This window comes from Streptomyces sp. NPDC008121 (assembly GCF_042957155.1).
Taxonomy (GTDB): domain Bacteria; phylum Actinomycetota; class Actinomycetes; order Streptomycetales; family Streptomycetaceae; genus Streptomyces.
On record NZ_JBIBHT010000005.1, the window covers coordinates 58,113 to 82,486 of the forward strand.

Genomic DNA, 24,374 nt, shown 5'->3' on the forward strand with positions numbered 1-24,374 from the left:
CAGTGTCGGTACGGGGGCGACGGGCTGCCACCCGGGAGGTCCGCGGGCCGGCGAGGACCGGCGAGATCCGGCCGCGCCCGGGGCGCCCGCACGACCACGGACGAGTGACATGGATCACTTCGGGGGGTCCCTCGTACGGCTGACATCGCGCACCCGCGGTCCACGGGCTGACACGGGGCGTAGGGGACGGAAGGGAAGGAAGTCGCGTGTGCCCGGTAAGCGCCCGGATTACCCGGGGTTGCGGGGCGACCGCATCGTGGACCCGCGCTCCGCCCGAGCCGTAAGCGGAATCCCTTGACCCCGGATGGGGTCACCACAGCGCCCGACCCAGTTCATCTTCCGTTCACTCAGGTTGCTTACGTTCGACGCGCCACTGACGTCAAACGATTGCCTGGGTAAATGGAACACATCACGCTGCTGCTCGCCATTGTGGTCGTGACAGCTCTCGTGTTCGATTTCACGAACGGTTTCCACGACACCGCCAACGCGATGGCGACGACCATCTCGACCGGTGCCCTCAAACCCAAGACGGCGGTGGCCATGTCCGCCGTGCTCAACCTGATCGGCGCGTTCCTGTCCGTGGAGGTCGCCAAGACGATCTCCGGCGGGATCATCAATGAACAGGGCATTCGTACCGAAGTGATCTTCGCGGCGCTCGTCGGCGCCATCCTGTGGAACCTGCTGACCTGGCTGCTCGGCCTCCCGTCCAGCTCGTCCCACGCCCTCTTCGGCGGACTCATCGGCGCGGCCGTGATGTCGGCAGGCTGGTCGGCCGTGAACGGCTCGACCATCGTCACCAAGGTCCTCATCCCCGCGATCGCCGCGCCGCTCGTCGCCGGTCTCGCCGCGATGGTGGCGACCCGCCTGACGTACCGGATCGGCGCCAAGACCGACGAGAAGCACACGGCCAAGGGCTACCGCGCCGGCCAGATCGCCTCCGCCGGTCTCGTCTCCCTCGCCCACGGCACCAACGACGCGCAGAAGACGATGGGTGTCATCACCCTGGCGCTGGTCACCGGTGGCGTCCTCGTCCCCGGCTCCAACCCCCCGATGTGGGTCGTCGTCTCCGCCGGTGTCGCCATCGCCCTCGGCACCTACCTCGGCGGCTGGCGCATCATCCGCACCATGGGCAAGGGCCTCACCGACCTCCGGCCGCAGCAGGGCTTCGCCGCCCAGACCAGCGCCGCCACGGTCATCCTGGCCTCCTCGAACCTCGGCTTCTCCCTCTCGACCACCCAGTCCTGCTCGGGTGCCGTGATGGGCGCGGGCCTCGGCCGCAAGGGCGGTGTCGTCCGCTGGTCGACCGCGACCCGGATGTTCGTCGCCTGGGGTCTGACCCTTCCGGCGGCGGGCCTGGTCGCCGCCGGCGCCGAATTCCTCACCCAGCAGGGCACCTGGGGCATCGCCGTCGTCGCGCTCCTGCTGATCGCCGGCTCCGCCGTCATCTGGGCGCTCTCGCGCCGCAAGCCGGTCGACCACCACAACGTCACCGACGACGACCTGGCCGACGAGCCCGCGGGCGTCGTGACCACCGCCATCGCGGCCGTCACCCCGCCGCCGGCCGGCTCCGTCGCCGCCTTCGCGGACGAGGACCTCAAGACCACCATCCCCTCGCCGGCCCCCACGGACCCGGCAGCCCCCGCGGCCTCCGCCGCGGTGTAAGGACGAACGACATGAAGATCGACTGGGCAGCTCTCGGCTCCGTCTTCGGGGTCAGCCTCGTGGCGACCGTCGCCCTCGTGGGCCTGTTCACCCTCGGCATCATCGGCCTCTCCAAGCAGGAGCAGGCCGCCGCCCAGGGCGGCTCCGCCGCCCTCGCGCGCACCGGCGCGTACGCCTGCTTCGCACTCTGCGCGGCGGCCGTCACGTACGGCATCTATCTGATCGTCGTCTGACGCCTCACCACACCACCGCCGGGCGGGTCGCACCGAAGGGTGCGGCCCGCCCGGTCATCGTCGCTGTGGGGCTTCGCACACTCTCCTGTCGCAGGTCAAGGGTGAGTTGACGGCCGTTCGCGCCCCGTGGTGGACTCTCGGGGCCAATACGGCGGCAGAAGAGGAAGTCCGGTGCGAATCCGGCGCGGTCCCGCCACTGTGACCGGGGGTGAAACCCCGGGAGCCAGGAACTCTCACCGCCGGTCACGTCGAGCCAGGGCGCGGACCCTGAGTGAGGACACAGCGCCATGCCTGGCCGCAGAGCCACCGGTGTATCCGCGCCCCCGGGCGCCTTCGCGTACGGCGCCGCCGCCGGTCTGGCCGCGGACCTGCTCCTCGGCGACCCCCGCCGCGGCCACCCCGTCGCCGCCTTCGGCCGGGCCGCCGGCGCCGTCGAAAGCCTTCTGCGCCGCGACCACCGCGGCTGGGGCGCGTTGCACACCGCCGTCTGCGTGGGCGGTACGGCCGTGCTCGGCGCCCTCGCCGCCCGTACGGTCCGCGACCGGCCCGCCGCGTCCGCCGCCCTGACCGCCGCCTCCGTCTGGGCCGTCGTCGGCGGTACGACCCTGGGCCGGGAGGCCCGCGCCGTCGGCGGGGCGCTGGCCGCCGGGGACCTGGACGTGGCCCGCGAGCGGCTGCCGCATCTGTGCGGCCGCGATCCGCAGGCCCTGGACGGCCCCGCGATGGCCCGCGCGGTCGTGGAGTCCGTCGCCGAGAACACCTCCGACGCCGTCGTCGGCGCCCTGGTCTGGGGCGCGGTCGCGGGCGTGCCGGGGCTGGTCGGCTTCCGGGCCGTCAACACCCTGGACGCGATGGTGGGCCACAAGTCCCCGACGTACCGCCGCTTCGGCTGGGCCTCGGCCCGGCTCGACGACCTCGCCGGCTGGCCGGGGGCGCGGCTGACGGCCCTGCTCGCGACGGTCGCCGGCGGCGACCCCCGGGGCGCGGTGCGGGCCTGGCGCTCCGACGCGGCCGCCCACCCGAGCCCCAACGCGGGCCCGGTGGAGGCGGCGTTCGCCGGCGCGCTCGGCGTACGGCTGGGCGGGACGCTGTCGTACGGCGGGCGGGTGGAGCACCGGCCCGTGCTCAACGGCGAGGGCCGGGCGGTGGAGGTGGCGGACATCGAGCGTGCGGTACGGCTGTCGCGCCGGGTGACCTGGCTGACGCTGGCGGTCTGTGTGGCGGGACGGGCCCTGGCGGGCGCGCGGCAGAGGAAGCGGAGGCACGGATGACGGGCGGGGGGCTGCTGGTCGCCGGGACCACGTCCGACGCGGGCAAGAGCGTCGTCACGGCGGGGATATGCCGCTGGCTGGTGCGTCAGGGGGTGAAGGTCGCGCCGTTCAAGGGCCAGAACATGTCCCTGAACTCCTTCGTGACGAGGGAGGGCGCGGAGATCGGCCGCGCGCAGGCCATGCAGGCTCAGGCCGCCCGGGTGGAGCCCACCGCGCTGATGAACCCGGTACTGCTCAAGCCGGGCAGCGACCGCTCCAGCCAGGTCGTGCTCATGGGGAAGCCGGTCGGCGAGCTGAGCGCGCGCGGCTACCACGGGGGACGGCAGAAGGAGCTCTTCGAGCCGGTCCTCGCGTGCCTGGAGGAGCTGCGGGGCACATATGACGCCGTGATCTGCGAGGGGGCGGGCAGTCCGGCCGAGATCAACCTGCGGCGCACGGACATCGTGAACATGGGCATCGCGCGGGCCGCGCGGCTGCCGGTCCTGGTGGTCGGCGACATCGACCGGGGCGGAGTGTTCGCCCAGTTCTTCGGGACCACGGCGCTCCTCGCGCCCGAGGACCAGGAGCTGATCGCGGGCTTTCTCGTGAACAAGTTCCGCGGCGACGTCTCGCTCCTCGAACCCGGCCTCGACATGCTGCTCGGTCTCACCGGACGGCGGACCTTCGGCGTCCTGCCCTACGCCCACGGCCTCGGCATCGACGAGGAGGACGGGCTGCGGGTCTCGCTGCGCGGCGCGGTCAGGGAGTCGGTCGTGGCGCCGCCGGTCGGCGAGGACGTGCTGCGGGTGGCGGTGTGCGCCGTGCCGCTGATGTCCAACTTCACGGACGTGGACGCGCTGGCGGCCGAACCGGGCGTGGTCGTGCGGTTCGTGGACCGCGCCGAGGAACTGGCCGACGCCGATCTCGTCGTCGTGCCGGGCACGCGCGGGACCGTCCGGGCGCTGGCCTGGCTCCGGGAGCGCGGCCTGGCCGACGCGCTGGCGCGGCGCGCCGCCGAGGGCCGGCCGGTGCTCGGCATCTGTGGCGGCTTCCAGGCCCTCGGCGCCCGCATCGAGGACGAGGTCGAGTCGAGGGCGGGCGTCGTCGACGGGCTCGGACTGCTGCCCGTCCACGTCCGGTTCGCCCCGGAGAAGACCCTGGCCCGGCCGGTCGGCGAGGCGCTCGGCGAGCGGGTGGAGGGGTACGAGATCCACCACGGCGTCGCCCGGGTGGAGGGTGGCGAGCCGTTCCTGGACGGCTGCCGGGTCGGCTCCGTCTGGGGCACCCACTGGCACGGCTCGCTGGAGAGCGACGGCTTCCGCCGGGCGTTCCTGCGCGAGGTCGCGGCCGCGGCCGGCCGCCGCTTCGTCCCCGCCCCCGACACCTGCTTCCACGCCCTGCGCGAGGAGCAGCTCGACCGGCTCGGCGACCTGATCGAGGAACACGCGGACACGGACGCGCTGCTGCGGCTCATCGAGAACGGCCCGCCACCCGGCCTGCCGTTCATTCCGCCGGGCGCGCCGTGACCCCCCGGCCGCCCGCGGACGCCCGGCCCGCCGTGGCCACCCTTCCGTCCGCGACCGGAGGGCCGGTCCCGGACCCGTGGGCCGTCATGACCGCCTGGCCGTCCGCGACAGCCCGTTGGTCCGTGACCGCCCGGCCGTCCGCGACCGCCCGTTGGTCCGCGACCGCCCGGCCGTCCGTGACCGCCCCACCCGCCGTATCCCCACGAGTTGAAGGAGTGACCGCCCGATGAGCACCCGGTATCCGTTCACCGCCGTCGTCGGCATGGACGACCTGCGGCTGGCGTTGCTGCTGAACGCCGTCAGCCCGGCGGTGGGCGGTGTCCTCGTACGCGGCGAGAAGGGCACCGCCAAGAGCACGGCCGTCCGTGCGCTGGCGGACCTGCTGCCCGAGGTGCCGGTCGTCGCGGGCTGCCGCTTCAGCTGCGACCCGGCCTCCCCCGACCCGGGGTGCCCGGACGGGCCGCACGAGACCGCGCCCGCCGCGGCCAGGGCCGCCCGGATGGTCGAACTGCCCGTCGGCGCCTCCGAGGACCGGCTGGTGGGCGCGCTGGACATCGAACGGGCCCTCGCCGAGGGCGTGAAGGCCTTCGAGCCGGGGCTCCTCGCGGACGCCCACCGCGGGATCCTCTACGTCGACGAGGTCAACCTCCTCCACGACCACCTGATCGACCTGCTGCTCGACGCCGCCGCCATGGGCTCGTCGTACGTGGAGCGCGAAGGCGTCTCCGTGCGGCACGCGGCCCGTTTCCTCCTCGTCGGCACCATGAACCCCGAAGAGGGTGAGCTGCGGCCGCAGTTGCTGGACCGCTTCGGGCTGACCGTGGAGGTCGCCGCCTCCCGCGAGCCGGAGCAGCGGGTCGAGGTCGTGCGCCGCCGGCTCGCCTTCGACGACGACCCGGCCGCCTTCGCCGCCCGCTGGGACCACGAGGAGAGCGCGCTGCGGGACCGGATCACCGCCGCGCGGGCGCTCCTCCCCCAGGTACGGCTCGGCGACGGGGCGCTGCTGCGGATCGCCGCCACCTGCGCGGCGTTCGAGGTCGACGGCATGCGCGCCGACATCGTCATGGCCCGCACGGCGACCGCGCTCGCCGCGTGGGCGGGCCGGACCGACGTCACCTCCGACGACGTACGGCAGGCAGCGCTGCTCGCCCTCCCCCACCGCCGCCGGCGCAACCCCTTCGACGCGCCCGGCCTCGACGAGGACAAGCTGGACGAGACGCTGGAGCGGTTCGCGGACGAGGACGAGGACCCGGACCCGCAGGGCCCGGGCCCCGACGGCCAAGGCCCGGACGACGGGCCCGACGGGGGCGGTGGCGGGGTGCCGCCGCAGGCCGGAGGGCCCGAGGGCACGGGACCGGACGAGCGGACTCCGGCGAGCGAGCCCGAGCGGAGCCCCGAGCCCGGCACGTCCCCCGCACCCGAACCGGCGGCCGAGCACGAGCCGGCGGCGCAGCCCGCGCCCGCGCCCGGCGGGGGCGCCGGCGAGCGCGGCGCCGTCCGGGCCGCCGAGCCGTTCCGTACGAAGATGCTCAGCGTGCCCGGACTCGGCGAGGGCGCGGCCGGGCGCCGCTCCCGGGCCCGTACCGAACACGGCAGGACGACCGGCTCCGTACGCCCCCAGGGCGCGCTGACCAAGCTGCACCTGACCGCGACCGTGCACGCCGCCGCCCCGCACCAGAAGGCGCGCGGCCGCTCGGGCCCCGGTCTGGTGGTGCGGCGGGACGACCTGCGACAGGCCACCCGGGAGGGCCGCGAGGGCAATCTGGTGCTCTTCGCCGTGGACGCGTCCGGGTCGATGGCGGCCCGGCAGCGGATGAGCGCCGTCAAGGGGGCCGTGCTCTCCCTCCTCCTCGACGCCTACCAGCGCCGCGACAAGGTCGGCCTGGTCACCTTCCGGGGCCGGGACGCCGAGGTGGCACTACCGCCGACCTCGTCGGTCGACGCGGCCGCGGCCCGGCTCGAACTGCTTCCGACGGGGGGCCGTACGCCCCTTTCGGCCGGTCTGCTGAAGGCTCACGACGTGCTGCGCGTCGAGCGGCTGCGCGACCCCTCGCGCCGCCCCCTGCTCGTCGTGGTGACCGACGGCCGGGCGACCGGCGGCGGCCGGGACCCGGTGGCGCTGGCCGCCCGCGCCGCGCGTCTGCACGCCGCCGACGGCACCGCCTCCGTCGTCGTGGACTGCGAGAGCGGGCCGGTGCGGCTCGGGCTCGCCGGGGACCTCGCCCGCGCCCTGGGCGGAACCGCCGTGACCTTGGACGAGCTGCGGGCGGACGCGATCGCCGGTCTTGTCAGGGACGTACAAGTCAGCCGCTCTACGAGAAAGGCCGCCTAATGCCGCAGGGACAGCCGACCGTCGTTCCCGACGACGGTCTCACGACCCGTCAGCGCCGCAACCGCGCGCTGGTGATGGTGCACACCGGCGTCGGCAAGGGGAAGTCGACCGCCGCCTTCGGGATGGCGCTGCGCGCGTGGAACCAGGGCTGGCCGGTCGGGGTGTTCCAGTTCGTCAAGTCCGCCAAGTGGAAGGTCGGCGAGGAGAACGCCCTCAAGGCGCTCGGCGAGACCGGCAAGGGCGGCCCCGTCACCTGGAACAAGATGGGCGAGGGCTGGTCCTGGATCCAGCGCGAGGTCGCCGAGGGCGAGCAGTCGCACGAGGACAAGGCGCGCGAGGGCTGGGAGCAGGTCAAGCGGGACCTCGCCGAGGAGACGTACAAGTTCTACGTCCTCGACGAGTTCGCGTACCTGTTGCACTGGGGCTGGATCGACACCAAGGAGGTCGTCGAGGTGCTGCGCGACCGGCCGGGGCAGCAGCACGTCGTGATCACCGGGCGCAACGCGCCGCAGGAGCTGGTGGACTTCGCGGACCTCGTCACCGACATGTCGAAGGTGAAGCACCCGATGGACGCCGGTCAGAAGGGCCAGCGGGGCATCGAGTGGTAGCACGTCTCGTCATCGCCGCGCCGTCCTCCGGCGCGGGCAAGACCACGGTCGCGACCGGTCTGATGGCCGCCTTCGCCGGCCGTGGTCTGGCCGTCTCCCCGCACAAGGTCGGCCCCGACTACATCGACCCCGGCTACCACGCGCTGGCCACGGGCCGCCCGGGCCGCAACCTCGACGCGTACATGTGCGGTACGGGCCTCGTCGCGCCGCTCTTCGCGCAAGGGGCGCGCGGCTGCGACCTGGCGGTCGTCGAGGGAGTCATGGGCCTGTACGACGGGGCCGCCGACCAGGGTGAGCTGGCGTCGACCGCGCAGGTCGCGAAGTTGCTGAAGGCGCCGGTGGTGCTGGTCGTGGACGCCTCGTCGCAGTCCCGGTCGGTGGCGGCGCTGGTCCACGGGTTCGCGTCGTGGGACCCGGAGGTGCGGATCGGCGGGGTGATCCTGAACAAGGTCGCGACCGACCGGCACGAGCACCTCCTGCGCGAGGCGCTCGGGGAGTCGGGCGTGCCGGTGCTGGGCGTGCTGCGCCGGGCGCCCGCCGTCGCGACCCCCTCGCGCCACCTGGGCCTGGTGCCGGTGGCCGAGCGACAGGCGCAGGCCGTGGAGGCGGTCGCGGCGCAGGCGGAGCAGGTCCGCCTGGGGTGTGACCTGGAGGCGCTGCTGGCTCTCGCGCGCAGCGCCCCGGAGCTGCGGGCCGAGGTGTGGAGCCCCGAGGGGGCGGTGCGGTCGGCCGCCGCGGGGAGCGGAGAGGGCGCGGTGGGTCCGGCGTCCGCCGGGAGCGGTGGAGGCGCGCTCGGTCCGGCGGGCAGCGGCGGGGAGGCGGCACGGCCCTCCTTCGGGGCGGCGCGCCCGCGCGTCGCGGTGGCCGGGGGCGCCGCCTTCACGTTCTCGTACGCCGAGCACGCCGAACTCCTCCGGGCGGCCGGGGCGGAGGTCGTCACCTTCGACCCGCTCCGGGACGAAGCGCTGCCCGAGGGGACCTCGGGCCTGGTGATCGGGGGCGGATTCCCCGAGATGTACGGCGCCGAGCTGTCCGCCAACGAGCCGCTGCGCGCGGCCGTCGCCGAGCTGGCACGTTCCGGTGCGCCGGTCGCCGCCGAGTGCGCCGGGCTGCTGTACCTCGCGCGGTCGCTCGACGGGAAGCCGATGTGCGGGGTGCTCGACGCGGACGCGCGGATGTCGGAGCGGCTGACGCTCGGCTACCGCGACGCGGTCGCGATCAGCGACAGCCCGCTGGCGGCGAACGGGGCGCGGATGCGGGGGCACGAGTTCCACCGGACGGTGATCGAGCCGGGGGCGGGCGAGCGGCCCGCCTGGGGGCTGCGGCAGCCGGAGCGGCGGGTGGAGGGGTTCGTCCGGGGCGGCGTGCACGCGAGCTATGTGCACACCCACTGGGCGGGCGCTCCCGCGGCGGCCGTGCGGTTCGTGGAGCACTGCGCGAACGGCCCCGTGGCATGAGGTCAGCCGGAGACGCCCACCACGAGCCAGATGAAGGCCACGCCCCCGACCGTGCAGAGCAGGGTGGAGAGGGCGGGGTGGTCGTGGTGGGCCTCGGGAAGGATCTCGGCGGCCGCGAGGTAGAGCAGGGCGCCGCCGAAGAAGCCGAGGTAGCTGCCGAGAAGTTCCTCCGGAAGGGTGAACAGCAGGGTGGACGCGGCTCCCACGATCGGTGCGCACGCGTCGGCGACGAGCATCAGGACCGCCTTGCGGCGGGCGTTCCCGTACAGGCTGGTGATCGTGTACGTGTTGAACCCGTCGGCGAAGTCGTGGGTGATGACGGCGAGCGCGACGGTGGCACCCATGCCGCCTCCGACCTGGAAGGCGGCGCCGAGCGCGATGCCGTCCATGAGACTGTGGGCGACCATCGCGGCGGCCGCGGTGAGTCCCACCTGCGGGACGCGTTCCCCGGGGGCGACCCCGTGTGCCGCCTGGCGGACGGCGAGAAGACGTTCCACCACATGGGCGAAGAGGAAACCGCCGACGAAGAGGAGCAGGGCCTGCGGTACGCCGAAGACCTCGGTCCCGGCGGCGGCGAGGGCTTCGGGCAGGAGGTCGAGTCCGACCACGCCGAGCATCAGTCCGCCGGCGAGGCCGAGGACCAGGTGACGCCGGTCGGTGACGCGGCCGGCCGTCCATCCGCCGAACAGCGTCATCAGGAACGCGCCGAGCGCGACGAGAACGGCCATGGGCCCTTGCTATCGGATCGCGCGGCGTCCGCGCACCTCCGTACCGGCGCGGTCGTGGTGGGCGTGGGGGCCCGCTCGGGGGTCTCGGTGGACGAGGTGCTGGCCCTGCTGGACGCGGCCCTGCGGGAGGCCGGCCTGACGGTCGCCGACGTGGTGGCGCTGGCGACGCTGGACGCGCGGGCCGGGGAGCCGGGGATCGCGGGCGCGGCGGAGCGGTGGGGCGTGCCGGTGCGGGCGTTCGGGGCCGAGACGCTGGCGTCCGTACCGGTACCGCATCCGTCGTCGGTGGCGAGGGCGGCGACGGGGACGGCGTCCGTGGCGGAGGCGGCGGCTCTGGCGGGTGCCCGGGCCGAGGGAGCCCACGGGGTCCTTCGAGACGGCGGGGCCCGGGGAGGCGGCGGGGGCGCGGGAGACGGCGGGGGCCGGGGAGGCGGCGGGGTCGCGGCAGACGGCGGGGCCGCGGGAGACGGTGGGGTCGCGGGGGCCGAACTCGTGGTGCCGAAGCGGAAGTCGCGGGGCGTTACGTGTGCGATCGCCCGTTCCCTCCCGTTCGTGGCGAACGAAGAGTCCACCGCCGCACGGTTGTTGCCCCGGGGTCACGGGTACACCGCTGGGAAGGCGGCGTTCGACCCGGTCCCCGAGCTCCGCACTCCCCCCACTCACCCCCCCACGGTGGCCATGTATACGCATACGCACTCCGATGCCCACGATCTGCGTCATCACGGTGACGCGGAGGTACGCGACGAGAAGTTGATCGATCTCGCGGTCAATGTCCGGACGAACACGCCGCCGGAGTGGCTGCGGGAGCGGATCGCGGCCTCGCTGGCGGGTCTGGCGGTCTATCCGGACGGGCGGGCGGCGCGGGCGGCGGTCGCCGAGCGGCATGACGTGCCGGCCCGGCGGGTGTTGCTGACCTCGGGTGCGGCGGAGGCGTTCGTGCTGCTCGCACGGGCGTTGCCGGCGCGGCGGCCGGTGGTGGTGCATCCGCAGTTCACCGAGCCGGAGGCGGCGCTGCGCGACGCCGGGCACGAGGTGGGCCGGGTGCTGCTGCGGGAGGAGGACGGTTTCCGGCTGGATCCGGCGGCGGTGCCGAAGGACGCGGATCTGGTGGTGATCGGGAACCCGACGAATCCGACGTCGGTGCTGCATCCGGCGGAGACGATCGCGTCGTTGGCGCGGCCGGGGCGGACGCTGGTGGTGGACGAGGCGTTCATGGACGCGGTGCCGGGCGAGCGGGAGGCGCTGGCGGGGCGGACGGATGTGCCGGGTCTTGTCGTGTTGCGGAGCCTGACGAAGACGTGGGGGCTCGCGGGTCTGCGGGTCGGGTACGTCCTGGCGGATCCGGAGACGGTCTCGGTTCTGGAGCGGGCGCAGCCCTTGTGGCCGGTGTCGACTCCGGCGCTGGTGGCGGCGGAGGCGTGCATGTCGCGGCTGGCGCTGGCGGAGGCGGAGCACGCGGCGCACCGGGTGGGGGTGGAGCGGGCGCATCTGCTGGCCGGTCTCGCGGAGTTCGACGAGGTGCGGGCGGTGGCGGCGGCGGAGGGTCCGTTCGTGCTGGTCCGGATCGAGCGGGCGGACGCGGTGCGGGAGCGGCTGCGGGCGCTGGGGTTCGCGGTGCGCCGGGGCGACACGTTCCCGGGTCTGGACCGGAACTGGCTGCGGCTGGCGGTCCGGGACCGGACGACGACGAACCGTTTCCTGCAGGCGCTGGACCAGGCGCTGCTGGCGGCCGGCTAGAGCGCGAGCGGGCGGCCGGCTAGGGCGCGTGCGGGCGGGCGGCTAGGGCGCGTGCGGGCGGGGAGGGCGGTGTCGTCACCACCGCCCTCCCCGCCCGGTTCCGCCCCCGATGCTTCCCCTCTGCGCACGCCCCGGTGCGTCCCCCCTGCCCCCTCGCCCCCCTCGGGTGGGTCGGTCAGCCGCGGGCGCGGATCCGGGCCAGGACGAGCGCGCTGCCGCCGAGGCCGAGCAGGAGTGCGGCGCCGCCCGCCAGGTAGGGGGTGGTGGAGCTGCCGCCGGTCTCGGCGAGGTTCTGGTCGGCCGGGTTCGAGCCGCCGTTCTGGGTCTCGACGCCGCCGCCGTCGGTGGGCGGCGCGGCGGGCTCCTTCGTGGGCTGCTTCGTGGGGTCCTGGGTCGGCTTCTGGGTGGGCGGGGTCTTCTTCGGGGTCTCGCAGGTCGCCTCGGCGAGGGTCAGCACGCCGTTGACCTCGGCCACGTTGAGGTTGAGCGGGTTGACGGCGACCTTCAGTTCCAGGGCGGTGGCGGCCGCCGTGCGCGAGGTCGTGGACGTCTTCGACAGGTCGAGGGTCACCTCGCCGACGCCGGGCACGGTGACCTTCGTCCGGCCGCCGCTGGAGAGGGTGGTCTTCTTGCCGAGGACCGTCACGTGGCCGAGCACGTTGGATTCGGCGACCGGCTTGGCGCCCGCCTCGCAGACGGCCTTGGAGGTGACCTTCTGGACCTCGATCAAGGAGAGCGCCGGCAGGCCGGGGACGTGGACCCGCGCTTTGGCGATGTTGGCGTAGCCCTCGGCACGGTCGCCTTCCACGGTCGCCTTGGCGGTGGCCACGTCGGCGCGCAGGATGGAGACCGGCTTGCCCTTCTCGACGCCGTCGAGGGTGACCGTGAGCGCCGTCTTGTCGGCGCTGGCCGGGGCCTGGACCTCGTTGAGGGAGGCGCGCAGCGGCACGTTCACGGTCTTGTTGAGCAGGGAGACGTCGAGGCCGGTCCGCAGGACGACGGCGGTGGCGCGTCCTTCGCCGCCCGTGGCGTGCGCCGCGGGGGCCGCGAGGACCACGGGGCCGACGGCCAGGGCGACGGAGGTCGCGGCGGCCGCGGTACGGCGTACGGGCAGGCGGAAGGCGTTGCTGTTCAAGGTGGTGGAACCCCCACAGGAGACATGGCGTCGCCGGCCGCTCACCACGGGGACACGTGGCCGGCGCGGAGTCGACGACTCGAGACACCGGAATCTTTACGCACGGAGAGTGAACCGGCAGACACCTGGCGTCAGTTCACTCCAAAGGGGGGTTTCCGCTCCTGTTTTCGAATCTTTCGGCACACGCGTTCCCGCCTGCCCCGCGCGTCGCGTGGCAGGCGGGTGGGCGCGGCCCGGAAGAGTCGCCTTCAACGAGACGCGCCGAGCCGAGGTAACGGTCCGTCAACACCGCGCCCCAGCAGGGCGGTCAGTCGGCGCGCCAGTACCCCAGCGAGTGGACGCGCTCCTTGGGCAGCGCCAGCTCCTTGCGTACGTACGTGCCGAGCGCGCGGGTCGTCGCCGTGTCGCAGGCGATCCAGACGTAGGGGTCGTCCCCGGCCAGCGCGGGCAGTTCGGCCTTGACGCGCTCGACGAGCGCCGCTCCCCCGCGCTCGCGCGGCACCCGGCGCACCTCGTGCAGGTCGGGGTCGAGCCGGATCGGCAGGCTCGCGTCGGAGTCGTGGGTGGTCTCGAACCAGTAGGTGGCCGGGACTCCGGGCACCGCGTCGAGCAGGGAGTTGACGGCGGGCAGCGAGGCGGCGTCACCGACGACGAGGAGACGCCCGGGGCGCGGCTCGGGGGCGGCGAAGCCGGTGCCCTGCAGGGTGGCCTCGATGGTGTCGCCGGGGGCGCAGTCGCGGGCCCAGCGGCTGGCGGCGCCGTCGTGGAGGGCGAACTCCAGGCTGAACGTTCCTGCGTGGGGGTCGGGGTCGACGAGGGTGTAGGCGCGCTGGTGCGGCTTGCCCGCGTCCTCGAACCAGAGGCGCACCCACATCGTCGGGTGGACTCCGGCGGCGGCGAGCAGACCACCGTCCGTGAGATGCACCCGGCGGTAGTGCTCGGTCACCTGCTCGGCTCCGGTCACGGTGAACGTGAAGTCCTTGCCGCGCAGCAGTTTGAGGACGACGCCCTCCCAGCCATGCCCCACCGCGGTCTCCTCCCCTGGATCCCCTGAATTTAGGTCAGCCTAACCTAAGGGTCGGGGAGGGAATCGGTCGCGCGGCCTGACGGGCCCCCAGACCGGCCCGGGTCATGCGGACCGCCACCGCGCGCCGCGCCGTTCCACCGGTCGCACCATCCCGCCGGTCTCGCCGGTCGCGCCGTCGCACCACCCCGCCGGTCACGCCGGTCGTGTCTCAGCCGATGACCCGGCCGTTGACGATCACCCGGCGCGGTGCCGCCAGGACGCGGACGTCCGCGCGCGGGTCGTCGTCGAAGACCACCAGGTCGGCCGGGGCGCCCTCCTCCAGCGAGGGGCGGCCCAGCCAGGACCTGGCGCCCCAGGCGGTCGCCGAGAGGGCCTCGATCGGCGGGATGCCGGCCTTGACCAGCTCCTCGACCTCGGCCGCCACCAGGCCGTGGGCCAGCGAGCCGCCCGCGTCGGTGCCGACGAAGACCGGGATGCCCGCGTCGTAGGCCGAGCGGACGGTGTCGTACCGCCTCGCGTGCAGGCGTCGCATGTGCGCCGACCAGCGCGGGAACTTCTTCTCGCCGCCGTCCGCGAGGTGCGGGAAGGTGGCGATGTTGACGAGCGTGGGGACGATCGCGACGCCCCGCTCGGCGAAGAGCGGGATGGTCTCCTCGGTCAGCCCCGTGGCGTGCTCGATGCAGTCGATGCCCGCCTCGACCAGGTCGCGCAGCGAGTCCTCGGCGAAGCAGTGCGCCGTGACCCTCGCCCCGAGGCGGTGCGCCTCCGCGATCGCCGCCTCGACCTCGGCGCGCGGCCAGCAGGCGGCCAGGTCGCCCGCCTCGCGGTCGATCCAGTCGCCGACGAGCTTGACCCAGCCGTCACCGCGCCGGGCCTCCCGGCCGACGTACTCCACCAGGTCGGCGGGCTCGATCTCATGGGCGTAGTCACGGATGTAGCGGCGGGTCCTGGCGATGTGACGGCCCGCGCGGATGATCTTCGGGAGGTCGTCGCGGTCGTCGATCCAGCGTGTGTCGGACGGGGATCCGGCGTCACGGATCAGGAGGGTTCCCGCGTCACGGTCGGTGAGGGCCTGCTTCTCGCTGGTGGCCTCGTCCACCGGGCCGTGCCGGTCGAGCCCGACGTGGCAGTGCGCGTCGACGAGGCCGGGGAGGGCCCAGCCCGTCACGGTCAGCGTGTCGCCGGCCGGGAGCCCCGTGGGGCGCTCGAAGGTGATCCGCCCGTCGACCGCCCACAGCTCGTCCCGGACGTCCTCCGGGCCGACGAGCACCCGCCCCTTCACATGCAGCACCACGTGATCGCTCATGCCTGCACTGTACGAGGGGCGGGTGCCCCGCCGGGAGCCCCTCCCGAGACTCGTCGCCCGGCCCACCGGGCCCGGTCCCGAGGCTCCTCGCCTGACCCGGCCGGCCCCCTCCGCCGGCTCCTCGCCCGGCCCGCCGGGACCCCGGTGCGGCCCCGGGCCCCGGCCGCCCCCTCGGTACGCTGAGCCGAGCCCCACCTGCACCGATCCGAGTCGAAGAAGGCACCGCCGTGACCGTGACACACCCGTTTCTGGACCTGCCTCCGCTGACCGCCGCGCGCTTCGCGTCCATCGAGCGGCGGGTCGCCGCCCTGCTCTCCACCGAGCAGGACGTGGTGATCACCCAGGGCGAGGCGCTGCTGCCCCTGGAGGGCTGCATCCGCAGCGGGGCGCGGCCCGGTTCGACCGCCCTGAACATCGTCACCGGGCCGTACGGCCAGACCTTCGGCGACTGGCTGCGGGACTGCGGCGCCACCGTCGTGGACCTGTCCGTGCCCTTCCATACGGCCGTGACGGCCGCGCAGGTGGCCCGCGCCCTCGACGAGCACCCGGAGACCGATTTCGTGTCCCTGGTGCACGCGGAGGCGGCGACCGGCAACACCAACCCCGTCGCGGAGATCGGCGAGGTCGTGCGGGCGCACGGCGCACTGTTCTATCTGGACGCGGTGGCGTCGATCGGCGCCGAGCCGGTGCTGCCCGACGCCTGGGGCGTCGACCTGTGCATCATCGGCGCGCAGAAGGCGATGGGCGGCCCGGCCGGCGTGTCGGCCGTCTCGGTCAGCGAGCGGGCCTGGGAGCGGTTCGCCGCGAACCCGCGGGCGCCGCGCCGCTCGTACCTCTCCCTCCTCGACTGGAAGGAGCGCTGGATCGACGGCGGGCGCAAGGCCCTGCCGCACGCGCCGGCGCAGCTGGAGATGCTGGGCCTGGAGGCGTGCGTGGAGCGGATCGAGGCCGAGGGACTGGACACGCTGATGGCGCGCCACGCGGCGGCGGCGGCCGCGACCCGCGCGGGTGCGGCGGCGCTGGGCGGGGGCCTGGAGCCGTACGTGTACGAGGCGCGGGACGCGGCCCCGGTCGCCACCACGCTGCGCTCCCCCGAGGGGGTCGACGCCTCCGAGCTGGTGGCCCGGGCGCTGGCCGTCGATCCCTCGGTGCCGCTGATTGCGGGCGGAGGCGCGCTGGCGAAGGAGATGATCCGGGTCAACCACTACGGCGCGGACGCGACCCGGGACGCGGTGTCGGCCTCACTGGCGGCGCTGGGCACCGCGCTCGGCGGGACGGGCCGGGCGGTCGACCCGGAGGCGGCGCTGCGCGCGGCCGCGGCGGCGTGGGGGTAGGGGGAAGCCCCTAGGGCCCGCCGGGCCCGCCCCGCGGCGGGCCCCCGTCGTACACGAAATGCCGCGACCGGCTTCCCGGTCGCGGCATTTCGCATTTCCGAGGGAAATACCGGCGCGCCTTCCGCAAGCGAATTCCCTTTCCCGTCCAATTGAGGTCTCCGGCTTCTTCTGCCCCGAATCCGCGAGCGCAAACGCTAGAGTTTGCTCACCACTTCCGGACGTTGTTGATGTTGTGACGGACTCCACATCGCGTCCGTTTCGTACGGGTATTTACGGGCAAATCGGTCGCCTTTCGCGCTCGCGCGGATAACATGTTCCGGCCACTTTGCCCACCCCTTCCGGGGGTGCAATCGAGAATTCCGCTGGGTAAATTCCCTCAGCATGACCGCCGCACAAGCAGCCATGACCGTAGAAAGCCCACGAGTAGAGGACGGAGCCGCGATCTGGCGCATTGCCCGCGATTCCGAGGTACTGGACCTGAACTCCTCGTACAGCTATCTGCTGTGGTGCCGCGACTTCGCCGCCACGTCACTGGTCGCACGCGACGCCGACGGGGAGCCGATCGCCTTCGTCACCGGATACCTGCGGCCGGACCGTCCCGGCACCCTCGTCGTCTGGCAGATCGCCGTCGGTGACGGACACCAGGGCCGGGGCCTCGCCGGGGTGCTCCTCGACGCGCTGACCGCGCGGATCGCCCCCGACGCCGTGGAGACGACCGTCACGCCGGACAACACGGCATCCGACCGGCTCTTCACGTCCTACGCCCGGCGGCACGGGCTCCGTCTGGAGCGCGAGGTCCTCTTCGACGGGGGCCTGTTCCCCGACGGCGCCACCCACGAGCCCGAAGTCCTGTACCGCATCGGCCCCTTCCAGCCCACAGGAGAATCGCTGTGACCATCACCCCGCCCGCCCACCCGATCCCCACCGCCCTCGGCCGAGCGGCCTATGACGGCGCGCCCTCCGCACTCAGCGTCTTCGAAAGCCTGGAGTCGGAGGTGCGCAGCTACTGCCGTGGCTGGCCCACCGTGTTCGACCGGGCCCAGGGCGCCCACCTCGTCGACGAGGACGGGCACACCTACCTCGACTTCTTCGCGGGGGCCGGTTCGCTCAACTACGGCCACAACAATCCCGTGCTGAAACGGGCCCTCATCGACTATCTGGAACGCGACGGGATCACCCACGGTCTCGATATGGCGACCACCGCCAAGCGGAGCTTCCTCGAGACCTTCCAGAAGGTCGTGCTCGAGCCGCGTTCGCTGCCGTACAAGGTGATGTTCCCCGGCCCGACCGGCACCAACGCGGTGGAGTCGGCGCTGAAGCTGGCGCGCAAGGTGAAGGGCCGCGAATCCGTGGTCTCCTTCACCAACGCCTTCCACGGCATGTCGCTCGGCTCGCTCGCCGTCACCGGCAACGCCTTCAAGCGCGCCGGCGCCGGTGTTCCGCTGGTGCACGGCACCCCGATGCCGTTCGACAACTACCTCGACGGCCAGCTGCCGGACTTCCTCTGGTTCGAGCGGCTGCTGGAGGACCAGGGCTCCGGTCTGAACAAGCCCGCCGCCGTGATCGTGGAGACCGTGCAGGGCGAGGGCGGCATCAACGTCGCCCGCGCCGAGTGGCTGCGCGCCCTCGCCGACCTGTGCCGCCGCCAGGACATGCTGTTGATCGTCGACGACATCCAGATGGGCTGCGGGCGGACCGGCGCGTTCTTCTCCTTCGAGGAGGCCGGCATCACCCCCGACATCGTGACGCTGTCGAAGTCGATCAGCGGCTACGGCCTGCCGATGTCGCTCTGCCTGTTCCGCCCGGAGCTCGACGTGTGGGAGCCGGGCGAGCACAACGGCACCTTCCGCGGCAACAACCCGGCCTTCGTCACCGCCACGGCCGCGCTGGACGCCTACTGGGCCGACGGCCAGATGGAGAAGCAGACCATGGCCCGCGGCGAGCAGGTCGAGCAGGCGCTCCTCGCCCTCTGCGAGGAGAACTCCGCCGACGGCGCCCACTACCGCGGCCGCGGTCTGGTGTGGGGCCTGGAGTTCGCGGACCGCACGCGGGCCTCGAAGGTCTGCGCGCGCGCCTTCGAGCTGGGCCTGCTGCTGGAGACCTCGGGCCCGGACAGCCAGGTCGTCAAGCTGCTGCCGCCGCTGACCATCTCGCCCGAGGAGCTGGACGAGGGGCTGCGCACGCTGTCCCGCGCGGTCCACGAGACCGCCTGATCAACCCGTACATCCAAGGGAGTTGCACCTACCGTGATCGTCCGATCGTTCAAGGACATCGAGAACACCGACCGCCACGTCAGGTCCAAGTCCGGTACCTGGGAGAGCAAGCGGATCGTTCTCGCCAAGGAGAAGGTCGGCTTCTCGCTCCACGAGACCGTGCTGTACGCGGGCACCGAGACGTCCATGTGGTACGCCAACCACATCGAGGCCGTCCTGTGCGTCGAGGGCGAGGCCGAGCTGACGGACGACGAGACCGGCGAGAAGCACTGGATCGAGCCCGGCACCATGTACCTGCTGGACGGGCACGAGCGCCACACGCTGCGCCCGAAGACCGACTTCCGGTGCGTATGTGTCTTCAACCCGCCCGTCACCGGGCGGGAGGACCACGACGAGAACGGGGTGTACCCCCTGCTCACGGAGGAGGCCTGAGCATGACCGACGTACTGACCGACCACACGAAGTCGACCGACCTCTACCCGACGCGCGGCGCCTCGGAGGTGCTCACGCCCCGGCGCGACCCGGTGGTGTGGGGCCGTGGCGGCCCGGGCCTGGACTCGTACGAGCGGGACGGTTTCCTCGCCCAGCCCGACCTGCTGACCGACGACGAGGTAGCCGTCTACAAGTCCGAGCTCGACCGGCTGATCGCCGATCCGGCGGTACGGCAGGACGAGCGCTCGATCATCGAGCCGCAGTCCGGCTCCGTCCGCTCGGTCTTCGAGGTCCACCGGATCAGCGAGGTCTTCGCCCGGCTCGTCCGGGACGAGCGCGTGGTGGGCAGGGCCCGCGAGATCCTCGGCTCGGACGTGTACGTCCACCAGTCGCGGATCAACGTGAAGCCCGGCTTCGGCGCCTCCGGGTTCTACTGGCACTCGGACTTCGAGACCTGGCACGCCGAGGACGGCCTGCCGCGGATGCGGACCGTGTCGGTGTCGATCGCGCTGACCGAGAACCACGACACCAACGGCGGCCTGATGATCATGCCGGGCTCGCACCGGACGTTCCTCGGCTGCGAGGGCGCCACCCCGAAGGACAACTACAAGCGCTCGCTCCAGATGCAGGACGCGGGCACGCCGTCCGACGAGGCGCTGACGAGCCTGGCGGACGCGCACGGCATCCGGCTCTTCACCGGCCGGGCCGGGTCGGCGACCTGGTTCGACTGCAACGCCATGCACGGCTCCGGCGACAACATCACGCCGTACCCGCGCAGCAACGTCTTCATCGTCTTCAACAGCGTGGAGAACACGGCCGTGGAGCCGTTCGCCGCGCCGGTACGGCGACCGGAGTTCATCGGCGCGCGGGACTTCACACCCGTACGGTGACGGGCGCGGGCCCCGGCTCCCCCACCGCGGACGCCCCCGGACATCAGGCCACGGCCTGGCGTCCGGGGGCGTCCGCGCGTGCGGCTCCGGCAGGCCGGCGGGATCCCGGGAGGGTCAGCCGGCGATGACGTCCAGGGCGCGGTCCGCGTCCGCCGCGCCGTTGTACAGGTGGAAGGAGACGCGCAGGTTCCCCGCCCGGGCGGAGGTGAGCACGCCCGCCTCCCGCAGCGCCGCCTGCCGGTCGCCGAGGCCCGGGACCGCGACGATCCCGGAGACGTCCGGCACGGGCGCGTGCCCGAGCGCCGTGAGCCCGTCCCGGAAGCGGGCGCCGAGCGCCTTGTTGTGCGCCTCGATCCGCTCGATGCCGATCTCCTCGAGCAGCGCCAGCGAACGGGCGGCGCCATGGTACGAGAGGAAGGCCGCCGGCTCGTCGAACCGGCGGGCGGAACGGGCCAGTTCACGGACGGGACCGTAGCTGTTGGCCCACAGCTCCTCGCCGGTGACCCAGCCGGCGTGGATCGGCACGAGCGAGTCCTGCGCCTCCTCGGTGACCGTGAGGAAGGACGCCCCGCGCGGGCAGAGCAGGTACTTGTAGCCGCCCGACACGGTGTAGTCCCAGTCCCCGGCCCGCAGCGGCAGCCAGCCGGCCGACTGGGTGGCGTCGAGCAGCGTACGGGCGCCGTGGGCGGCGGCGGCCGCCCGGATCGCCGCCAGGTCGGCGGTCCGGCCGTCCGCCGACTGCACGCAGGAGAAGGCGACGAGCGCGGTCTCGGGCCGTACGGACTCCGCGAGCCGCTCCAGGGGCACGAACCGCGTCTTGAGGTCGCCGCGCACGGTGAAGGGGGTGATGACGGAGCTGAAGTCGCCCTCGGGGAAGAGGATCTCCGCGCCGGCCGGCATCGACTGGGCGATCATCCCGACGTGGACGGAGACCGAGCTGCCGACGGCGACCCGGTCGGGGCCGACCGCGGCGAGGCGCGCGAAGGCGGCGCGGGCCTCGTCGACGATGTCGAAGCTGCCGGCGCCGTCGGGGCGGCCGGCCGCGGTCTCCTCGGCGAGCAGGGTGATCGCCTCGATGGTCCTCCGGGGCAGCAGCGCGCAGGCGGAGGTGTTCAGATAGGTCTGCTTCGGCGCGAACTCGGCTCCGCCGAGGGGGTCCAGGGAATCCATGACCCCAGCCTGGATCCCCCTCGATCTCCCGTCAACGGCGAGCGATCAAGGGGAATCCCCAAGGGTCGCTTATACGTCGCAGGTCCCGTCGACGTCGCAGGCAGCCGCGTCGGCGGCGGGCCCGCCGGCCGGCTGCGGCACCCGGCCCTGCCAGGCCTGCTCCAGGGCCTGGGTGAAGACCTCGGCGGGCCGGCCGCCGGAGAGGCCGTAGCGGCGGTCGAGGACGAAGAACGGCACCCCGTTCGCCCCCAGCTCGGCCGCTTCCCGCTCGTCGGCCCGCACCTCGTCGGCGTACGCGCCCGGGTCGGCGAGCACCGCGCGGGCCTCGGCCTCGTCCAGACCGGCCTCCACGGCGAGGGTCACCAGCGTCCCGGCGTCGAAGACGGACCGCTCCTCGGCGAAGTTGGCGCGGTAGGCGAGGTCCAGCAGCTCGTTCTGCCGGCCGCGCGCCTTGGCCAGGTGCAGCAGACGGTGGATGTCGAAGGTGCTGCCGTGGTCCCGGCCCTCGGTGCGGTAGTCCAGGCCCTCGGCGTGCGCGTTGGAGGCGACGTGGGCCTCCATGGCACGGGCCTCCTCCCGCGTACGGCCGTACTTCGCGGCGAGCATGTCGATCACCGGCGCCGTGTCGCCCTGCGGACGGTTCGGGTCGAGCTCGAAGGAGCGGTGCACCACCTCGACCTCGTCGCGGTGGGCGAACTCCGCCAGCCCCTTCTCGAAGCGGGCCTTGCCGATGTAGCACCAGGGGCAGGCGATGTCGCTCCAGATCTCGACGCGCATGTTCTTGCTCTCTCCGGAGGTGGCGGGGATGGGGGGTGTTCCGAGGCGGGAACGCCCCGCCCCGCCGGATTCATTCCGCCCCGGGGACTGCTGTGAGCCGCGGCACGCGCGCCCCTCGCCGGCGCCGGCGAGGGGGCCGCGGCGCCGGCGATCGTCCCCGGCCGGGTCAGTGGCGCGGCAGGCCGAGCGGGTTGCCGTCGCGGAGCTCCGGGGGGAGCAGGTGCTGGGGGGTGGACTGGTAGGTGACCGGGCGCAGCCAGCGCTCGATCGCGGTGGCACCGACCGAGGTGGAGGTGGAGGTGGTGGCCGGGTACGGTCCGCCGTGGTGCTGGGCGTTCGCGACCGCCACGCCCGTCGGCCAGCCGTTGACGAGCACGCGGCCGGCCAGCGGGGTGAGCTCGGCGAGCAGGCCGGGGGCGTCCGGGTCGTCGTCGGTCGCGATCTGCAGGGTCGCCGTGAGGTTGCCGGGCAGCCGGGACAGGATCTCGCTGACCTCCTCGCGGGAGGAGTAGCGGGCGACGACGGTGACGGGGCCGAAGCACTCCTCCAGGAGCGGTTCGTGCCCGCCCTTCAGCAGGTCCGCCGCCTCGACGGTGAGGACGCCGGCGCTCACGGTGTGCTCCCCGCCGGCGCCCGGGGTGACCGGGGCGGCCACCCCCGGCAGCCCGGCCCGCTCCCGGACGCCGTCGACGAAGGCGTCCCGCATGCGGTGGTCGAGCATGACGCCGGGCTCGGTCTCGCTGACGGCGGCCGTGAGCGCTCCGACGATCCGGTCGCCCGCCTCGCCGGCGGGCGCCAGGACGAAGCCGGGCTTGGTGCAGAACTGGCCCTCGCCGAGGGTCATCGAGCCCGCGAGGCCGGTCCCGACCTCCTCGGCCCGCTCCCGGGCCGCCGCGTCGGTGACCACGACGGGGTTGAGGGAGCCGAGCTCGCCGTGGAAGGGGATGGGCACGGGCCGGGCCGCCGCCGCGTCGAAGAGCGCCCGCCCGCCCCGTACGGAACCGGTGAAGCCGGCCGCCGCGACCAGCGGGTGGCGGACCAGCTCCACGCCGGCGTCGAAGCCGTGCACCAGGACGACGACATCCTCCGGCAGCCCGGTGGCGGCCGCGGCGCGGCGCAGCAGGGACGCGCAGAGTTCGGAGGTGGCCGGGTGGTCGGGGTGGGCCTTGACCACCACGGGGCAGCCGGCCGCGAGCGCGCTGGCGGTGTCGCCCCCGGGGACGGAGAAGGCCAGCGGGAAGTTGCTCGCCGCGTACACGGCGACGACCCCGAGCGGGATCTTCCACCGCCGCAGGTCGGGCGTGGGCGGGGTGGTCGTCGGATCGGGCAGGTCGATGCGGACGTCGAGGAAGGCGCCCTCCTCGACGACGGCCGCGAAGGAGCGCAACTGGGCCGTGGTGCGGGCGAGTTCGCCGGTGAGCCGGACCGGTCCGAGCGCGGTCTCGGCGTCGGCCGCCTCGATGACGTGCGCGGCCGCCCCGTCGAGGAGGTCGGCGGCGGTACGGAGCAGGGCGGCCCGCGCCGTACGGTCGGCGAGCGCGCCCCGGGCGGCGTGGGCGGCCCGCACCGCCTCGTCGACCTCCGCCGCTGTGGCCTCCACCGCAACCTGTTCGCGCGGCTTCCCCGTCCGGGGGTCCACACTCCACACTGATTCAGCCGCCACCGAGATGCCCCTCTTCACGAGCTGTTCGCTATTCTGAACACGATTCCTGTAGCTGAATGGGACTCTATTGACGGGCGGGCCGTCTCCACAAGGGGCGGCGACGAGAGGGGCGAGGGCGATGTCGACGGCCGACACGGGTGGGTCACAGGTCAAGTCCGCTGTGCGGACGGTGGAGCTGCTGGAGTACTTCGCCGGGCGGCCCGGGATGCACTCGCTCGCCGCCGTCCAGGAGGCGGTCGGCTACCCCAAGTCCAGCCTGTACATGCTGCTGCGCACCCTGGTCGAGCTGGGCTGGGTGGAGACCGACGCGACCGGCACGCGGTACGGCATCGGCGTCCGCGCCCTGCTGGTCGGCACGTCGTACATCGACGGCGACGAGGTGGTGGCCGCCGCCCGGCCCACCCTGGACCGGCTCTCCGACGACACCACCGAGACCATCCACCTGGCGCGCCTCGACGGCACCAACGTCGTCTACCTGGCGACCCGTCAATCCCAGCACTACCTGCGGCCGTTCACCCGCGTCGGCCGTCGGCTGCCCGCCCACTCGACCTCGCTGGGCAAGGCGCTGCTGGCCACCCACAGCGACGAGCAGGTCCGCAAGATGCTGCCGGAGACGCTGCCGGCGCTGACCGAGCACACCGTCACCGAACGCGAGAAGCTCATCGAGGAGCTGCGCCTCATCCGCGAGCAGGGGTACGCGGTGGACCGCGAGGAGAACACCCTCGGGCTGCGCTGCTTCGGCATCGCGATCCCGTACCGGACCCCGGCGCGGGACGCGATCAGCTGCTCGGTGCCGGTGGCGCGGCTGACCCCGGGGCACGAGCAGATGATCAAGGACGCGCTGTTCGACGCCCGCGACCGGCTGACGCTGGCGACCCGCCGGCTCTGACGGGC

Annotated in this window: 21 protein-coding genes and 1 riboswitch; of the genes, 14 read left to right on the plus strand and 7 right to left on the minus strand. The window is 73.7% G+C overall.

The genetic code is table 11. The annotated features are described in order from the left end of the window. Positions 1-399 precede the first annotated feature (399 nt). From ACFZBD_RS17865 to ACFZBD_RS17895, 7 genes are all read left to right on the plus strand, one after another. Positions 400-1,662 (plus strand): inorganic phosphate transporter, encoded by a 1,263-nt coding sequence (locus ACFZBD_RS17865; RefSeq protein WP_391140530.1) that lies wholly within the window; start codon positions 400-402, stop codon positions 1,660-1,662. Positions 1,663-1,673: 11 nt separating this feature from the next. Beyond that, the gene (locus ACFZBD_RS17870) at positions 1,674-1,895 is read left to right on the plus strand and encodes a hypothetical protein (protein WP_391140531.1); all 222 of its coding nucleotides are present in this window, start codon (positions 1,674-1,676) and stop codon (positions 1,893-1,895) included. Positions 1,896-2,006: 111 nt separating this feature from the next. Next, positions 2,007-2,150: riboswitch (cobalamin riboswitch) on the plus strand. 32 nt (positions 2,151-2,182) lie between these two features. After that, positions 2,183-3,166 carry a cobalamin biosynthesis protein gene (locus tag ACFZBD_RS17875; RefSeq protein WP_391140532.1) on the plus strand — a complete coding sequence of 328 codons (984 nt, stop codon included), beginning with the start codon at positions 2,183-2,185 and terminating at the stop codon, positions 3,164-3,166. Next, complete coding sequence (locus ACFZBD_RS17880) at positions 3,163-4,671, plus strand: cobyric acid synthase (protein WP_391140533.1); 1,509 nt, start codon at positions 3,163-3,165, stop codon at positions 4,669-4,671. The genes ACFZBD_RS17875 and ACFZBD_RS17880 overlap by 4 nt, the downstream gene beginning before the upstream one ends. Before the next feature lie 226 nt (positions 4,672-4,897). Further along, positions 4,898-7,003 (plus strand): putative cobaltochelatase, encoded by a 2,106-nt coding sequence (locus ACFZBD_RS17885; protein WP_391140534.1) that lies wholly within the window; start codon positions 4,898-4,900, stop codon positions 7,001-7,003. Next, positions 7,003-7,611, plus strand: a complete 609-nt coding sequence (gene cobO / locus ACFZBD_RS17890) for a cob(I)yrinic acid a,c-diamide adenosyltransferase (RefSeq protein ID WP_391140535.1) — start codon at positions 7,003-7,005, stop codon at positions 7,609-7,611. Before ACFZBD_RS17885 ends, cobO begins: the two co-directional genes overlap by 1 nt. Then, positions 7,605-9,068, plus strand: coding sequence for a cobyrinate a,c-diamide synthase (locus ACFZBD_RS17895; protein WP_391140536.1), 1,464 nt, complete (start codon positions 7,605-7,607; stop codon positions 9,066-9,068). The genes cobO and ACFZBD_RS17895 overlap by 7 nt, the downstream gene beginning before the upstream one ends. A 2-nt stretch (positions 9,069-9,070) precedes the next feature. Here ACFZBD_RS17895 and ACFZBD_RS17900 read toward each other — a convergent pair whose 3' ends face one another. Further along, positions 9,071-9,796: a ZIP family metal transporter gene (locus ACFZBD_RS17900; protein WP_391140537.1), complete on the minus strand. Its 726-nt coding sequence runs from the start codon at positions 9,794-9,796 to the stop codon at positions 9,071-9,073. 6 nt (positions 9,797-9,802) lie between these two features. Between ACFZBD_RS17900 and cobC the strand changes: the two genes are divergently transcribed. Next, positions 9,803-11,533, plus strand: a complete 1,731-nt coding sequence (gene cobC / locus ACFZBD_RS17905) for an Rv2231c family pyridoxal phosphate-dependent protein CobC (RefSeq protein ID WP_391140538.1) — start codon at positions 9,803-9,805, stop codon at positions 11,531-11,533. A 175-nt stretch (positions 11,534-11,708) separates the two neighbouring features. Here the strand turns inward: cobC and ACFZBD_RS17910 are convergent, their stop codons facing one another. From ACFZBD_RS17910 to ACFZBD_RS17920, 3 genes are all read right to left on the minus strand, one after another. After that, a complete protein-coding gene (locus ACFZBD_RS17910) occupies positions 11,709-12,668 on the minus strand; it encodes an SCO1860 family LAETG-anchored protein (RefSeq protein WP_391140539.1) in 960 nt (319 codons plus the stop codon). A 307-nt stretch (positions 12,669-12,975) separates the two neighbouring features. Further along, positions 12,976-13,695: an SIP domain-containing protein gene (locus ACFZBD_RS17915; protein WP_391140540.1), complete on the minus strand. Its 720-nt coding sequence runs from the start codon at positions 13,693-13,695 to the stop codon at positions 12,976-12,978. A 208-nt stretch (positions 13,696-13,903) separates the two neighbouring features. Further along, complete coding sequence (locus ACFZBD_RS17920) at positions 13,904-15,001, minus strand: amidohydrolase family protein (protein ID WP_391140541.1); 1,098 nt, start codon at positions 14,999-15,001, stop codon at positions 13,904-13,906. Positions 15,002-15,234: 233 nt separating this feature from the next. Here ACFZBD_RS17920 and ACFZBD_RS17925 point away from each other — a divergent pair, with 233 nt between their 5' ends. The 5 genes from ACFZBD_RS17925 to thpD all read left to right on the plus strand — a co-directional run bounded on the left by ACFZBD_RS17925 (position 15,235) and on the right by thpD (position 19,870). Beyond that, the gene (locus ACFZBD_RS17925) at positions 15,235-16,335 is read left to right on the plus strand and encodes an aminotransferase class V-fold PLP-dependent enzyme (RefSeq protein ID WP_391141182.1); all 1,101 of its coding nucleotides are present in this window, start codon (positions 15,235-15,237) and stop codon (positions 16,333-16,335) included. 381 nt (positions 16,336-16,716) lie between these two features. Then, entirely contained in the window at positions 16,717-17,229 is a 513-nt protein-coding gene (gene ectA / locus ACFZBD_RS17930) for a diaminobutyrate acetyltransferase (RefSeq protein WP_391140542.1), read from the plus strand. A gap of 23 nt (positions 17,230-17,252) precedes the next feature. Continuing rightward, on the plus strand, positions 17,253-18,548 hold the full coding sequence (gene ectB / locus ACFZBD_RS17935; protein ID WP_391141184.1) for a diaminobutyrate--2-oxoglutarate transaminase: 1,296 nt from the start codon (positions 17,253-17,255) through the stop codon (positions 18,546-18,548). Positions 18,549-18,581: 33 nt separating this feature from the next. Beyond that, complete coding sequence (locus ACFZBD_RS17940) at positions 18,582-18,980, plus strand: ectoine synthase (protein WP_391140543.1); 399 nt, start codon at positions 18,582-18,584, stop codon at positions 18,978-18,980. A gap of 2 nt (positions 18,981-18,982) precedes the next feature. Further along, positions 18,983-19,870, plus strand: coding sequence for an ectoine hydroxylase (thpD, locus tag ACFZBD_RS17945; RefSeq protein ID WP_391140544.1), 888 nt, complete (start codon positions 18,983-18,985; stop codon positions 19,868-19,870). 114 nt (positions 19,871-19,984) lie between these two features. On the opposite strand, the gene ACFZBD_RS17950 is transcribed toward thpD, so the two are convergent. The 3 genes from ACFZBD_RS17950 to ACFZBD_RS17960 form a co-directional block, all read right to left on the minus strand. Then, a complete protein-coding gene (locus ACFZBD_RS17950) occupies positions 19,985-21,040 on the minus strand; it encodes an aminotransferase class V-fold PLP-dependent enzyme (RefSeq protein WP_391140545.1) in 1,056 nt (351 codons plus the stop codon). 69 nt (positions 21,041-21,109) lie between these two features. Then, positions 21,110-21,817 carry a DsbA family protein gene (locus ACFZBD_RS17955; RefSeq protein WP_391140546.1) on the minus strand — a complete coding sequence of 236 codons (708 nt, stop codon included), beginning with the start codon at positions 21,815-21,817 and terminating at the stop codon, positions 21,110-21,112. A gap of 166 nt (positions 21,818-21,983) precedes the next feature. Beyond that, complete coding sequence (locus ACFZBD_RS17960) at positions 21,984-23,480, minus strand: aldehyde dehydrogenase family protein (RefSeq protein ID WP_391140547.1); 1,497 nt, start codon at positions 23,478-23,480, stop codon at positions 21,984-21,986. Between the two features lie 118 nt (positions 23,481-23,598). Here ACFZBD_RS17960 and ACFZBD_RS17965 point away from each other — a divergent pair, with 118 nt between their 5' ends. Then, complete coding sequence (locus ACFZBD_RS17965; RefSeq protein WP_391140548.1) at positions 23,599-24,369, plus strand: IclR family transcriptional regulator C-terminal domain-containing protein; 771 nt, start codon at positions 23,599-23,601, stop codon at positions 24,367-24,369. Positions 24,370-24,374: the final 5 nt, after the last annotated feature.

Bases quoted from the DNA above. Each gene is read 5' to 3' on its own strand.
- ACFZBD_RS17865 (WP_391140530.1), top strand. From the start codon at position 400: ATGGAACACATCACGCTGCTGCTCGCCATTGTGGTCGTGACAGCTCTC.
- ACFZBD_RS17870 (WP_391140531.1), top strand. From the start codon at position 1,674: ATGAAGATCGACTGGGCAGCTCTCGGCTCCGTCTTCGGGGTCAGCCTC.
- ACFZBD_RS17875 (WP_391140532.1), top strand. From the start codon at position 2,183: ATGCCTGGCCGCAGAGCCACCGGTGTATCCGCGCCCCCGGGCGCCTTC.
- ACFZBD_RS17880 (WP_391140533.1), top strand. From the start codon at position 3,163: ATGACGGGCGGGGGGCTGCTGGTCGCCGGGACCACGTCCGACGCGGGC.
- ACFZBD_RS17885 (WP_391140534.1), top strand. From the start codon at position 4,898: ATGAGCACCCGGTATCCGTTCACCGCCGTCGTCGGCATGGACGACCTG.
- cobO (WP_391140535.1), top strand. From the start codon at position 7,003: ATGCCGCAGGGACAGCCGACCGTCGTTCCCGACGACGGTCTCACGACC.
- ACFZBD_RS17900 (WP_391140537.1), bottom strand. From the start codon at position 9,796: ATGGCCGTTCTCGTCGCGCTCGGCGCGTTCCTGATGACGCTGTTCGGC.
- ACFZBD_RS17920 (WP_391140541.1), bottom strand. From the start codon at position 15,001: ATGAGCGATCACGTGGTGCTGCATGTGAAGGGGCGGGTGCTCGTCGGC.
- ectA (WP_391140542.1), top strand. From the start codon at position 16,717: ATGACCGCCGCACAAGCAGCCATGACCGTAGAAAGCCCACGAGTAGAG.
- thpD (WP_391140544.1), top strand. From the start codon at position 18,983: ATGACCGACGTACTGACCGACCACACGAAGTCGACCGACCTCTACCCG.
- ACFZBD_RS17950 (WP_391140545.1), bottom strand. From the start codon at position 21,040: ATGGATTCCCTGGACCCCCTCGGCGGAGCCGAGTTCGCGCCGAAGCAG.
- ACFZBD_RS17955 (WP_391140546.1), bottom strand. From the start codon at position 21,817: ATGCGCGTCGAGATCTGGAGCGACATCGCCTGCCCCTGGTGCTACATC.
- ACFZBD_RS17965 (WP_391140548.1), top strand. From the start codon at position 23,599: ATGTCGACGGCCGACACGGGTGGGTCACAGGTCAAGTCCGCTGTGCGG.